The sequence below is a fragment of the Pedobacter glucosidilyticus DSM 23534 genome (genome assembly GCF_000425145.1).
Taxonomy (GTDB): domain Bacteria; phylum Bacteroidota; class Bacteroidia; order Sphingobacteriales; family Sphingobacteriaceae; genus Pseudopedobacter; species Pseudopedobacter glucosidilyticus.
The window spans coordinates 1-13,892 of the sequence record NZ_AULF01000017.1 but is presented as its reverse complement, the minus strand read 5'-3'; the positions used below and the strand labels follow the sequence as shown (position 1 = coordinate 13,892).

Here is a 13,892-nt window from a genome sequence, read left to right as displayed (position 1 = left end):
TCGAAATTTGAATACATAAAATAGAAAAATTATATAGATGACAATTGAGCAAATTTATACCGGATGTTTAGCACAAGGTGCATACTACATTCAATCAGGTAATGAAGCCGCCATTATAGATCCTTTAAGAGAAGTTGGTCCTTACATAGAAAAAGCTAAAGCCAATGGCGCTACCATCAAATACATTTTTGAGACCCATTTTCATGCAGATTTTGTATCCGGTCACGTTGATTTAAGTAAGCAAACAGGTGCAAAAATCATTTACGGACCACAAGCAAATCCAAGTTTTGATGCGCATATAGCTAAAGATGGAGAAATTTTCAAACTTGGCGATATCAGCTTTAAAGTATTACATACTCCAGGCCATACCATGGAGTCTAGCTGTTATTTACTATTAGATAAAAATGGTAAAGAAACGGCTCTTTTCTCTGGCGATACCTTGTTTATTGGTGATGTTGGTCGGCCAGATTTAGCTCAAAAAGCAGCACACATGACCCAAGAAGAACTAGCAGCTACTTTGTTTAACTCGTTAAGAAATAAAGTGATGACTTTGCCAGATGAGGTTATTGTATATCCAGCACATGGTGCAGGTTCTGCTTGTGGTAAAAATATGAGTAAAGAAACTACTGATACTTTAGGCAATCAGAAAAAATACAACTATGCCTTAAGAGCAAACATGACACAAGAGGAGTTTGTAAAAGAAGTTACAGATGGTTTAACTCCGCCGCCAGCCTACTTCCCTGAAAACGTAAAAATGAATAAAGAAGGTTATGAAAGTTTTGAGAAAGTTTTAGAAAAAGGTACGCAGGCTTTATCTCCGGATGCTTTTGAAGCGGCCGCTAATGAAACAGGTGCCATTTTGTTAGATACCAGAGATGCACAAACTTTTGCAGCAGGTTTTATCCCTAACGCTATTAATATCGGTATTGATGGAAATTTTGCACCTTGGGTGGGTTCTTTAATTCCAGATATCAAACAAGAAATATTATTAATAACTGATGAAGGTAGAGAAGAAGAAGTGGTAACCCGTTTAGCAAGAGTAGGTTACGATGCTGCTATTGGTTATTTAGCCGGAGGTATGAAAGCATGGGAAGCAGCAGGTAAAGAAGTTGATAAAATAGCATCTATTTCTGCTGAGGAATTAGCTCAAAAAATGGCTTCAGGTGAAACCGTAAATATGGTTGACGTAAGAAAAGATACAGAGTATTTTGCCGAGCATGTTGTGGAGGCAGAAAACGTGGCTTTAGATTATATCAATAACCAAATGAGTACTTTAGATAAGAATAAGACTTATTATGTACACTGTGCAGGTGGTTATCGCTCCATGATTTTTAACTCTATTTTAAGAGCCCGCGGTTTCGAGAATTTGATTGATGTAAAAGGTGGTTTTAAAGCCATCAAAGAAACAGAGAAATTTAACATCAGCGCTTATGTTTGTCCAAGCACCATGAAATCTTAATCAAATGGAAACATTAAAAATTTTAGTGCCAACAGATTTTTCTAGCACTTTTAACGCAGCAGATGCTGTGGTTAGCTTACTTCAAAAAAAGGTAAATACTCAGGTTACCCTGTTGCATGTTATACCTGTAAACGGAAATATTTTAGATGAAGAAGCCGCAGAAAATAAAGTACTTACCCTAATAGATGAGGCAAAACAAAAGTTTAAAGCTTTACAATTAAACTGGAAGTTTGATTATCTTTTAAAAAAAGGAGCTATTACCTCAACCATTAATGAAATGGCTATAGAGTTAGGTGTAGATGTCATCATCATGGGAACAAAAGGTTCTTCTGGTTTAATGGAGCATTTAGTAGGTTCAGAAGCACAACACGTAGCAAGAGGCGCTGCTGTGCCCATCATTACGGTAAACCAATATAGTACTCCAACTAAACTTCAGCAGATTTTATTATTGTTAGATTTTGAAAAGCCAAGCACACACCCTCAATTAGATTTTATTCATAAAATTGCTGATCAAGATGCTTGTATCAACTTGTTACATATTTTAAAACCTAATGAAATAGGTATGATAGCAGATATAGAGTATAATATGCGAGAGTTTGCGGTTATCAATAACTTGGAAAATTATAACGTTTTTCTTCATTCTGATGATCAGGTTGATGAAGGTGTATACAATTTTAATAAAGACCATGAAATGGATTTGGTTTGCATAGGAACGCATGGACGTAAAGGGTTTGGTCATTTATTATTTGGTAGCGTGGCAGAGCGTTTAATCAACCATTGCGCTAAACCAGTTCTTACTTATCATTTAAATAGTTTATGATGTTAGAAATTTTAAAACAGCCATGGCCATGGTATGTATCTGGTGTGGCTATAGCTTTTATAATGATTTTATTGCTGTTTTTTGGGAAATCATTTGGTTTTTCATCAAACCTGAGAACCATGTGTAGCATGGCAGGCGCCGGTAAGAAAATAAAGTTTTTTGATTTTGATTGGAAATCACAGCAATGGAATCTACTATTTTTAGTGGGCTCTGTAATTGGAGGTATTATAGCATCAACCATTTTAAAAAATGATGAGCCTTTATCGCTTTCAGTATCAACCATACAAGATTTAAAACAACTGGGAATTGCATTTGACGGGCAACTAAACCCTTCCCATATTTTTGGGTTAGAATTTGCCACTTCTTTTAAAGGCATATTGGTATTATTGATAGGTGGTTTATTAGTAGGTTTTGGATCAAGATACGCTGGTGGTTGTACCTCTGGCCATGCTATAAGTGGTTTATCAAATTTACAAATACCTTCTTTAGTAGCAGTAATAGGCTTTTTTATAGGAGGCTTAGCCATGACATATTTTATTTTACCATTAATATTCTAAGACATGAAAGGATTAAAATTTATACTAGCAGGATTAGTTTTTGGAATCATCATGGCTAAATCAGAAGCTATATCTTGGTATCGTATCCAAGAGATGTTTCGCTTTCAATCTTTCCACATGTACGGCATTATTGGTACTGCGGTAACTTTGGGTGTATTAGCCGTTTTTTTGATTAAAAAATTTGGCTTAAGAGATACAGCAGGTAATCCTATTGTTTTTCAGGATAAAGATAAAAGCTGGAAAAAATATATCCTTGGCGGTACAATTTTTGGCTTAGGCTGGGCTTTAACAGGTGCTTGCCCTGGGCCAATGTTCGTAAATGTTGGCTACGGATATTTTGCTATGCTTATTGTAATAGCAGGTGCCTTAGGCGGAACGTATCTTTATGGTGTCATCAAAGATAAGTTGCCGCATTAACATCCAAAACGCTTTTGAAACATCTTATAAAAGTAAAATTTTTTTAAATGTAAATAGGCTGTTTAAATTACCATCTCATGTTCAGCAAAGCGCTCAACTTAATTAAATGGTTTTTAAAACAGCCTATTTATATAGAAATAACTATCGTGAGCTATTTGACTAGAAGCCAAAGCCGCATTCTATATTTAAATTTCTACCATTTCTTATAATCTGGAATTCTGATCTTCTATTTTGTTGTTGTAAATTTTCTGGACAAGGTACACCATCTGCGCAACCATTAGTAAGATTAGATTTACCAAAGAAAGTAGCTATAATTCTTGATTCTGCCACGCCTCTTTGCATTAAATATTCTTTTGCAGCTTGTGCCCTTCTTTTAGATAAATCTAAATTATACAAGACTCCGGCTCTAGAATCGCAATGAGAGCCTATCAATACTTTAAGTTCTGGTTCTGCCAATAATAAGCCAAGTAAGCGTTGCATGGTTGGTACGGCATCAGCCCTGATGTATGACTGGTCTAAATCATAATAAATTTCTGGTAAATAGTAATGTTTCTTTAGAGAATCGCATTTGGCGCTAAGTTTAATGTCAACATTAACTGTTTTTATACCCCTAGGTGGTTTGCTCAATACTATTTTAGCATATAAGGTTTGGTTAGGTAACTTATCTACAGTATTAATGCTAACTTGCTGAGCTGTAAAGCCTTTTTTAGAGCCTTCTATGATATAGTTTAAATTGGGCTCTAACTCATAAAATGCTTTCCCATTTACATCATTAAGTTGTTCAAAAGTATAACTGCTTGATGATGTTAACTTAACAAGTGCTCCTTCGATTGGGGTGTCATTCTCATCAACAACATCCACAATTAAATCTAAACGATTTGAGGGTAATTGCACAAAGCTAAAGATATCATCGTTATAATTTCTGTTCGAAGTAAAAAATCCTTCTGTTTTTTGTTTGTTGATGATAAAGCCAAAATCGTCTTTATTAGAGTTTAAAGGTGCGCCTAGATTTCTTACTGGTCCATTCGGTTTTAAATCTTTAAGCGGGACGAAAAATATGTCGAGTCCGCCGTAACCTCCTTTGCCGCTTGAAGCATAATATAAATTACCATCATCATCAACAAATGGAAATTGTTCTTCACCTGCGGTATTAATCATGTTTCCCAAATTGGTTGGGTTACTCCATGTATTATTTCCTCTTCTTGTGCAGTAATAAATATCAGACCCTCCCAAGCCGCCAGGTTTGTCTGATGAAAAGAATAAAATTTTACCATCTTTAGATAAAGAAGGGTGTCCTGTAGAATATTCTTGACTATTGTATGCAAACGCTGTAGGTTTGGTCCATGCTCCATCTCGAAAGGTAGAAGTCATGATTTTTAATTTATAAGTTCCATTCTGATCTTTTTTCTCATGATTTCTGGTGAAGAAAACTTCATTTTCATCTTCAGAAAAAGTAGCTGTTCCATCATGAAATTTTGATTTTAAATTGGTACTAAATTTCTTGGCTTCTACAAAATTATCAGTATAAATACTAGTATTGGTTTTTGTACTGAGGCTGTAAGTGTTTAATAATTTACTATCATTACTAGTTGCTTTAGTATCATCATCATTAAAAATGTAAGGATATTTACTTTTTGTGATAGAGCTGGCATTACTAGAGTCGGTGGTGATAATTTTATCATTACTTATAAAGTATAGGTTGTTATAAGGCGATAAATCCCAACCATAAATGTGTTTTACCAGTTTATCTAAGGTTCGGTTACTTGTAAACACAAGTCCATCTTTATAATATACCGGGCTAAATTCTGAAAACTGTGTGTTAAAATTAGTTAACTTTATTTTCCATCTGCTACTATCGGAAGTATTATTAATATAATCTTTTCTATACTTAGCATTGGTTATTTTATTAGAAATCATCTGAGATTCCTCATACTTGCCGTTGTTTGCTAAAGCTTCTGCATGGTATCTTAAATCATTGGTATTTAGGCTCTTTTTGGTTTTACTAAGTTTAGTATACCATATCTCGGCATTATCATAATCTTTCACTAAACGATAGCTATTAGCTAACCGCTCTATAACTAAGCTATTTGTGGTATCTTTTTTATAAGCATTTAAGAAATGCGGGACAGCCATTTTATACCTTAACGCTTGATATTCTTTTTCGCCAGCTTTAAGATGCGATTCAAAAAGTTGAGATTTTGCTCGTAAACTAAAAAGTAACAAACAAATGGTATATAGTATAGTGCTAAATTTCATAAACATCTTTCTTAAAAATATCGTGGAGATAATAATTTAGATTTTGCAGAACCAAATTCATAGCGTAACATAAACTCATGACTGCCAGAGTTGAAGTCTGCAAGTCTGGTGGTGCTTCTATCATAAGCATAACCAAATCTTATTTGCGAATTTAACTGAATCTCTGTCATAGCTGCTATATCAGCTTCTGTACGGTATTGTAAACCGATAGAAAAGATATCAAAAAACCAAACATTGCTATTAATGTCTAATTGCAATGGAGCACCTTGTACACCTTTAAACAATACAGATGGTTTAATTTTTATATCCTTATTGATATCAAAAACATAGCCTGCTGCAATAAATAAATGGGTATACTGTCTTGCAATAAGTCTACTGCTTGATATATTGGTATTGTTATTTAAGGTATTACCCAGCATTTGTGGTACAGAAATACCCAAATAAAACTTATCAGAATTATAATAAACGCCAGCACCAAAATTGGGTTGTACGGTTCTAACATCTTGTGCAAAACTTACATCTGGCGCACCAGTTGGATTTAATGCAACACGACTAAAATTAGCAGAATATAATGCTGCACCCGCCTGTAAACCAAATGCTAGAGTTCCTTTATCCATTCTGATACGATACGCATAGCTGGCAAATGCTCCGGTAGTTTTACTAATTCCTATTTCGTCATTAAATACCTGAAAGCCTAAACCAACTTTTTTATTTGATGTTGCGCCATCAAAAGAAATAGTTTGTGTACTTGGCGCTCCTTCAATACCTACCCACTGGTTTCTGTATAAGGCAGTTGCGCTTACAACATTTCTACTTCCGGCATAAGCAGGATTAATAGCAAGTGTATTAAACATGTATTGCGAGTACATGGCTTCTTGTTGTGCATAAACGACGTTTATACAAAAGAAAGCAAGCAAAAAGCCGATGATATATTTTGATGTTGTGTACATATTATTATCTCTTTAGCGTGATATAGCCAGTATATCTTTCTTGTTGATTTACAATGAGGATATAAAAGTATGTTCCGTCTGGGAGGTCTTCACCTATTCTTATACCTAGATTTGAAATACCGTTCCATGTATTTTGATAGTTTGGATCTTTAAATACAAGATTACCCCATCTATTATAAATTTCTAATAGTAATAAATCATTATTAGGATTTTCTATAACAAAATTATCATGAGTACTATCGCCGTTAGGAGAAAAACCTTCTGGAATATAAATAGAAGTTCCTCTTAAGATAACAGGTGTAGGTATTTGTTCATCAGGTACACCACTATTATCAGGGTCGCTGTTTATACCATTAGTAGAAGTATCATTAACCGTTCCGTCTATACTCTCAGCAGTTGCATTAGCTGTATTTAGGTAAGTACCATTTTTTTTCTTGGTATTGATTTGAAGTGTAAAACTTACGCTTTGTCTTTCGCCAGGTATTAAACTGCCACCATTTAAAAGATTGATAACAGAAATACCATTAAAACTATTATTAGCAATTAAGTTGCCTGTAGTGGTTAATCCTCCTATTAAATTAAATTCTAATGGATCAGGAAAAGTAACTCTTAAATTATCTGTAATATTAAGATTATTAAGTTCAATATTACCTAAGTTTTCTGCTGTGATGGTATAAGTTACTGTATTAATTCCGTTTGCATCTACCGCAACCGCACTTGCAGATTTTGCCAAACCTAATACAGGTGAACTATTAACCGTTACAATTACAGTAGCTGTAGTCGTATTTAAAGGGTCTGTTTTATCGGTAATCCTGTAATTGATGGTATATATGCCTGGGACAGTACCTGGTGGTACCACAACCTGCCCATTATTTGTACTGATGTTGATGGTGCTATTGGTAGTGCTAATTTGGATAATATCAACATTATTAACAGATGCTGGTAAGCCATTTAAATTATCGTTAACTAAAATATTTACAATGGCTACACCACCAGTTTTTCCATTAACATTACCGGCATCATTACCTGCGCCAATTACTTTTGGCGTAATGGTTGAAATATTATTTAACGGATTGGGGTCTGTTTGAGAGCTTGAACTAACCGTTGCTGTATTGGTATAATTGCCTGTAGCATTAACAGTAGCAGAAATTACTAGAGTTTGGCTTTGTCCGCTGTTAAGGATATCTAAAACCCAGTTTGGAGCATTCCAAATACCTGCAGAAGAAGTTGCACTTACTAAAGTATAACCTGTTGGTAGTACATCATTAACAATAATGTTTCTGGCAACGCTTGGTCCGTTGTTTTTTACAGTTATGGTAAAAGAAGTTGTAGTACCCGCCACTTGATAATTACTTGGTAGTGTTTTAGTTACTTCTAAATCAGCAATTCCTCTTGGACTTGGTGTAACCGTAGAAGTATTATTAGCTACATTTGAGTCAGATTTATCGCCTCTTATAACCGCAGTATTGGTATAGCTACCATTTAATAATACAGTTGCTACAACAGTTAAAGTAGCTCTTTCGCTAGCTGTTAAACTGCCTATATTCCAGTTAGGTGTTGTGTAACTTCCTTTGGTTGCGCTAGTGCTTACAAGCGTATATCCATTTGGTAATAAATCTTCAACTACAACACCTGTTATATCACCAGGGCCATTGTTAATAGCCTCTAAAGTGAAGGTTACATTACTATTAACATTAGGTGTGTTGTTATTGATAGTTTTTCTAATCTCTAAATCAACGTCACAAGCACCAACATCTAACCTAATAGGTATATTGATGATTGAGCCTTCGCTACCACTGGTAGAGCCATTGGCCAGAAATTCTGTCATAGCTAAAGAGGTTGTTCTGCCGTTTATCCCACCTTTAACATTTTTTATTGATGCATCGCTAGTAGCGTTAATAGAAATTACACCACCACCGCCACCACCGCCCGGACCTTCAGATTCGAAATTGGTGATCAGTTGCGAGCCACCTTTACCACCATTAGCATTGATAGTTAACGTACTGGCAATAGTATTAGACTGGATAAGTACTGTACCACCGCCACCACCACCGCCTGGAGCATCATTGTTAGTATTTATAGTATTAGTAGCGTCTTCTCCATTGGCTTCTATAGAGCCGTTTCCGGTTAATCCATTAGATACGATTAAGAAAAGTATACCTCCGCCATCGCCGCCGTCGCTATTAGAAGAATCATTACCATCTCCAGCACCACCACCGCCACCAAAAAACAATTGATTTCTTAAGTTTGGAGATATTAAAGGTCTGCCACCTAAACCTCCGGCTGCTACTCTATAATCTCCACCCCAACTGATGTTTAAAATATCAGTAGGAGGGATATTTGGAGCAATTTCATTTGCAGCATAAGAAGGCCCTACAGTACAAGCATCTCCATCAACCAAGGCGAAATTTATTAGTCCCGCAAAAGTATAGCCACCTCTACCACCACCAGAAGAATTTGTTAGTTGATTGTTATTCGCAATATAATCAGGATCTAGCTTCCAGGCATCTGAAGCACAAGAGCCCCCAAAATCATTCATGACTCCAGCACCTCTAAACCAGTTGTTAGGGTTTCCTCCATTAGAGCCACCGCCGCCGCCTGCGTTGTGAGCGTTACCGCCACCACCACCATTGGCAGGTGCACCACGGCCCCATCTACCAATTTCTATCGTATTAGGATAAGGTCGGTCTTCATAGTCTTCGCGATAACCAGCAATACTTTCTCCTTTTTCCGCACCTCTATTAGGATCTTTAGATCGATATTCTTTAACAATTTCCGATCCTGCCACATTAGTGTAAGGGTCTATAGTACCACCTCTAAACCCAGCAAAATTACTGTTGATGGAGCCATTGTTTACAATATTTGTAGCATGTATGGCAGTAAAACCACCTCTTCTTCTGGTTAAAGAGGATGGGGCTAATGTTATTCCGTTGATGTCACCATTCCTATCAGGGTCTGTACCAAAAGATGGTGAACCCCAAGGAATAGACGTTACGCTAGCGCCTGTATTTATAGTGAGGCTATTGTATTGTGGAACCCTTATTACCTGTACATAAAATCTAGAGAAATAAGATAACTTAGTACCGCAAATTAACGTTATTTCATTTCCGTTTGTGCTTTCTACATAAGCAAACTCGTATCGTCCAGCACCGTTAAAATCTAAAATATCACCATAATTAACGGTGTTTGAAGTGTTTATTCTGGCACCCTGTGCCTGATAAATCAAAATTAAATCGCCATTAGCTAAAACATTATTTGCAAAAACACTATTATTGGTCGTATAACCGGCAGGTAAATAGGTGATATTATCCCTGTTTAAATCATTAATATCACTAACAATAATTTTATTAGTTCCTGCATTGATGTCTGCTACAACTCTTGTATATCTATTCACAACAGTTTTTGCTGTGGTTATAGTTAAATTACCATCTTTATTAGGTTGGGCTAGGGTAGAAAAGCAACTTAATAAAAACAGAAAGAGTAAAGACTTTCTCGAATACTTAAGTACAAAATTTATCATTTACAAATAATTGTTTTTTATTGGGGTAACAAAGCAGATACCAGTTTATTTTTTAATTTTAAAGAAATATTAACTGTTTTATTGTTGTGGTTGTTTGTTAAAATAAACTATTATTTCTGATTCGGACAGGTTGTGTAATGTTGATTTCCCGATTAGGGGAAAAAAATACACGTCTAAATTTTGCTCATTTATAAAGACGATAACAATTAATCATTAGAAAATAAACTACTTGAATTTTAAAACATAAACAAAAAAAGCCACTTTAAGTGGCTTTTGGTTGTAGTAGCGGGGAGCAGGATCGAACTGCCGACCTCAGGGTTATGAATCCTGCGCTCTAACCATCTGAGCTACCCCGCCAAGGGCTTACTTGTATTTTAACCAGAGTTTAATTCTGGTGGTCTTTTATATAAAAATCAAAGACACTTAAATTATCCTATTCCTATATGGTCTTTTTGAAAAGGTTTGCAAATATAAAGTAAAATACCTTTCTTTAGAAAAGTTTGTGAAAAAAACTTTGATATTTTTTACTCTGGCAATTTATACATCTTATACATGGCTGATAAAGTTAAGTTTACATTAGAATACGAGATTAAATGCTCACCAAAAATTTTATATGGTTTTATAAGTGAACCTAATGGATTGTCCCAATGGTTTGCTGATGACGTTTATTTTAAAGATCATGTTTATACTTTTGTATGGGATGATGGAGAAGAACAAAAAGCCAAAATGTTATCTTCAAAGGAGTCTAAATCTGTTAAATTTGCTTGGTTAGATGATGAACCTTATACGTTTTTTGAGTTAGAGATTATCAAGGATGAGTTAACCAATGATGTAGCATTGGTTATTACAGATTTTGCACTTCCAGAAAATCTAAAAGACCGCCAATTAATTTGGAATATCCAAATAGAAAACCTTTTAAGTGTTATAGGAGCCTGATTTTTGCTACTTTTGCAAAGTGAAAAAGGTACACCTACTCATAATTAAAGCTTTCATTAGGCCTTTCATCGTCACATTTTTTATTGTGATGTTTGTTTTATTGATGCTTTTTCTGTTTAAATATATTGATGATTTAATAGGAAAAGGTTTCGAGTGGTACGTAATTCTACAGTTATTAATGTACGCCGCTGCTACCAACGTAGCCATGGCATTGCCTTTAGCTGTATTGTTATCTTCTATCATGACTTTTGGTAACCTTGGCGAGAATTACGAATTGGTTGCCATAAAATCTGCTGGTATTTCTTTACAAAAGGCAATGGCTCCTTTAGTAGCTATGGTGGTAGGTTTAAGTATTGCAGCCTTCCTTTTTTCAGATTTTATGCTGCCCGTTGCTAATCTAAAAATGGGTTCTTTACTTTATGATGTTAGAAATCAAAAGGCAGCTTTTTTAATAGAAGAAGGCGTTTTTAATAATAGTATCCCGGGTTACTCTATCAGAGTTAAGCAAAAGCTACAAACAGATAGTGGTGATGTCTTAAAAGATATCGTCATTTACGACCAATCTAAAGGAACAGGAAATACAAATGTGTTGATGGCTAATGAAGGTGAAATGTACAAGACTGAGGATAAAAAATTCCTTATTCTTAAACTTAAAGATGGTGTACGGTACGAAGAAAGTAATGGGAAAGGATATGATCCTAGAGAACGTTTAACACGCTTTAATTTCAAGGAAACCGAACAACGTTTTGATTTATCATCATTTAATTTCAAAAGGGAGGATGAAAATTTATTTAAAAACAACTTTCAGATGATGAATTTGAAAGAGTTGGATTCTGCCGAGAAAGATACTAGGGTGAGGTATGATAGCATTAGAACTTTAGGAGCAAAATCTTTAGAGTCTTACTACAAAATATACTATGGCACAGCTAAGTATGGTTCTGCAGTAGGGAAAACGGGTTTGAATTTTAAAAAAGATGGTGTTTTAGCAGGTTTAGATAGCGCCCAGCATGCCGCTGCTGTAACTGCTGCACTTGATAATGTTAGATATGCTAAAGATGGTTTAGAAACTCATACTTTTCAAGCAGAAGAGTTTATGAAAACCATTAGAAGGTATTTAGTAGAGTATAACCGTAAATTTACCCTATCTGTTTCTTGTTTAGTTCTTTTCTTCATAGGAGCTCCTTTGGGTGCAATTATAAGAAAAGGTGGTTTAGGTTTACCTGTAGTAGTTTCTGTTATTTTCTTTTTGGTCTATCATGTCATCAGTACCGTTGGCGAGAAATCTGTTAAAGAAGGTTCGCTATCACCAGTAATGGGAATGTGGATAGCTATATTTGTACTTACCCCTCTAGGATTATTTTTAACTTACAAGGCAACGGTAGATTCTGCACTTTTTGATACAGATTCCTATAAAAATTTCTTTAAGAAATTACTGAAAAGGAAAGAAAAAAATATTCAGTAATTATTGCAAAGGCTTGACGCTATAAACCATCCAAACATAAAATTGGTATTTAAAATCATTAAATTTGTCTGTATCAAAAAAACTAAACTTTGTAGCCAATATTTGTTTACGTTTTAGATACATAAATTATAAAACATGCTTAATACAATAGAAGAAGCAATTGAGGATATTAAAGCAGGTAAAATCATCATAGTTGTAGATGATGAAGACCGCGAAAATGAGGGGGATTTTTTAACAGCTGCTCGTAACGCCACACCAGAAGTGATTAACTTTATGGCTAAGCATGGAAGAGGTTTAATTTGTGCTCCTATCACAACAGATAGATGTCGTGAGCTAAACCTTGAACTTATGGTAGGTAAAAACACAGCCACTTTTGAAACCAATTTTACGGTTTCGATTGATCTGATTGGTCACGGTTGCACCACCGGTATATCTGCATCAGACCGTTCTAAAACTATTATGGCGCTTATAGACCCTAAAATAAAAGCGGAAGATTTAGGTAGACCAGGACATATTTTTCCTTTAATTTCTAAAAATGGTGGTGTTATTAGAAGAGCCGGACATACAGAAGCTGCGGTTGATCTAGCAGAACTAGCCGGTTTTGAACCTGCCGGAGTGATTTGTGAAATCATGAATGAAGAAGGTGAAATGGCTCGCTTACCAGAACTACTAGAAATGGCAAAGGAACTGGATATGAAGATTGTTTCTATTCAGGATTTAATTAGCTATCGTTTAAGAACCGAGTCCCTTATCAAAAAAGAAGTATCTGTTAAATTGCCAACAGAATGGGGTGATTTTGAAATGGTTGCTTTTACTCAGGTTAATACCGGAGAAAACCATTTAGCACTTGTGAAAGGAAGTTGGGAAGACGATGAACCTATCCTGGTTAGGGTACATAGTTCTTGTATCACTGGAGATATTTTTGGCTCTTGCAGATGCGATTGTGGTCCGCAATTACATAAAGCCATGGAGATGATAGAGAAAGAAGGGAAGGGTTTAATTGTTTACATGAACCAAGAGGGTAGAGGCATAGGCTTGGTAAATAAACTAAAAAGCTATAATCTACAAGAAAACGGAATGGATACTTTTGAAGCTAATATAGCTTTAGGTTTTGGTATGGATGAAAGAGATTATGGGGTAGGGGCTCAGATTATCAGGAGCTTAGGTGTTAGAAAGATGAAATTAATGTCTAATAATCCTACAAAAAGAGCGGGTTTAATAGGTTACGGCTTAGAAGTAGTTGATAATGTACCAATAGAAATTGAATCTAACAAGCATAACGAACTCTACTTAAAAGCTAAAAGAGATAAAATGGGTCATACCATCATGAAAGAAAGATAATTTTAATAGAAAGAGGAAGGTTAAGAAATTAATTTTCCTCTTCTTCTTTTGGGGTAACGATAATAGGTTTGCTTAACGTTTTTCTTCTATCTTCAGCATTTTCCTTACTTTCTGCTTCTCGTTTTCCTCGGGCAAAAGTATTTCTAATAAATTCTTTAAATGTATCGTACTCTT

Annotated in this window: 10 protein-coding genes and 1 tRNA gene; 7 read left to right on the top strand and 4 right to left on the bottom strand. The window is 35.2% G+C overall.

The features are described from left to right. Positions 1 to 37: 37 nt before the first annotated feature. Genes H510_RS0107155 through H510_RS0107140 form a run of 4 tightly spaced genes read left to right on the top strand, consistent with a single transcriptional unit; the run spans position 38 to position 3,253 of the window. Positions 38 to 1,459: an MBL fold metallo-hydrolase gene (locus H510_RS0107155; protein ID WP_026903701.1), complete on the top strand. Its 1,422-nt coding sequence runs from the start codon at positions 38 to 40 to the stop codon at positions 1,457 to 1,459. A gap of 4 nt (positions 1,460 to 1,463) precedes the next feature. Then, the gene (locus tag H510_RS0107150) at positions 1,464 to 2,279 is read left to right on the top strand and encodes a universal stress protein (protein WP_026903700.1); all 816 of its coding nucleotides are present in this window, start codon (positions 1,464 to 1,466) and stop codon (positions 2,277 to 2,279) included. After that, positions 2,276 to 2,836: a YeeE/YedE family protein gene (locus tag H510_RS0107145; RefSeq protein ID WP_245584802.1), complete on the top strand. Its 561-nt coding sequence runs from the start codon at positions 2,276 to 2,278 to the stop codon at positions 2,834 to 2,836. Before H510_RS0107150 ends, H510_RS0107145 begins: the two co-directional genes overlap by 4 nt. 3 nt (positions 2,837 to 2,839) lie before the next feature. Beyond that, positions 2,840 to 3,253, top strand: a complete 414-nt coding sequence (locus tag H510_RS0107140) for a DUF6691 family protein (RefSeq protein WP_026903698.1) — start codon at positions 2,840 to 2,842, stop codon at positions 3,251 to 3,253. Positions 3,254 to 3,412: 159 nt separating this feature from the next. Here H510_RS0107140 and H510_RS0107135 read toward each other — a convergent pair whose 3' ends face one another. The 4 genes from H510_RS0107135 to H510_RS0107120 form a co-directional block, all read right to left on the bottom strand. Continuing rightward, positions 3,413 to 5,509, bottom strand: coding sequence for an OmpA family protein (locus H510_RS0107135; protein ID WP_162143064.1), 2,097 nt, complete (start codon positions 5,507 to 5,509; stop codon positions 3,413 to 3,415). 11 nt (positions 5,510 to 5,520) lie between these two features. Further along, positions 5,521 to 6,459, bottom strand: a complete 939-nt coding sequence (locus H510_RS0107130; protein WP_026903696.1) for a PorP/SprF family type IX secretion system membrane protein — start codon at positions 6,457 to 6,459, stop codon at positions 5,521 to 5,523. 4 nt (positions 6,460 to 6,463) lie between these two features. After that, complete coding sequence (locus H510_RS0107125; RefSeq protein WP_026903695.1) at positions 6,464 to 9,979, bottom strand: T9SS C-terminal target domain-containing protein; 3,516 nt, start codon at positions 9,977 to 9,979, stop codon at positions 6,464 to 6,466. A 283-nt stretch (positions 9,980 to 10,262) separates the two neighbouring features. Further along, a tRNA-Met gene (locus H510_RS0107120) sits at positions 10,263 to 10,336 on the bottom strand. Positions 10,337 to 10,531: 195 nt separating this feature from the next. Between H510_RS0107120 and H510_RS0107115 the strand changes: the two genes are divergently transcribed. The 3 genes from H510_RS0107115 (at position 10,532) to H510_RS0107100 (ending at position 13,718) form a co-directional block, all read left to right on the top strand. Further along, complete coding sequence (locus H510_RS0107115) at positions 10,532 to 10,915, top strand: START-like domain-containing protein (protein WP_026903694.1); 384 nt, start codon at positions 10,532 to 10,534, stop codon at positions 10,913 to 10,915. Positions 10,916 to 10,934: 19 nt separating this feature from the next. Continuing rightward, positions 10,935 to 12,377 carry an LptF/LptG family permease gene (locus H510_RS0107110; RefSeq protein ID WP_026903693.1) on the top strand — a complete coding sequence of 481 codons (1,443 nt, stop codon included), beginning with the start codon at positions 10,935 to 10,937 and terminating at the stop codon, positions 12,375 to 12,377. 135 nt (positions 12,378 to 12,512) lie between these two features. Continuing rightward, entirely contained in the window at positions 12,513 to 13,718 is a 1,206-nt protein-coding gene (locus tag H510_RS0107100; RefSeq protein ID WP_026903692.1) for a bifunctional 3,4-dihydroxy-2-butanone-4-phosphate synthase/GTP cyclohydrolase II, read from the top strand. Positions 13,719 to 13,892 lie beyond the last annotated feature (174 nt).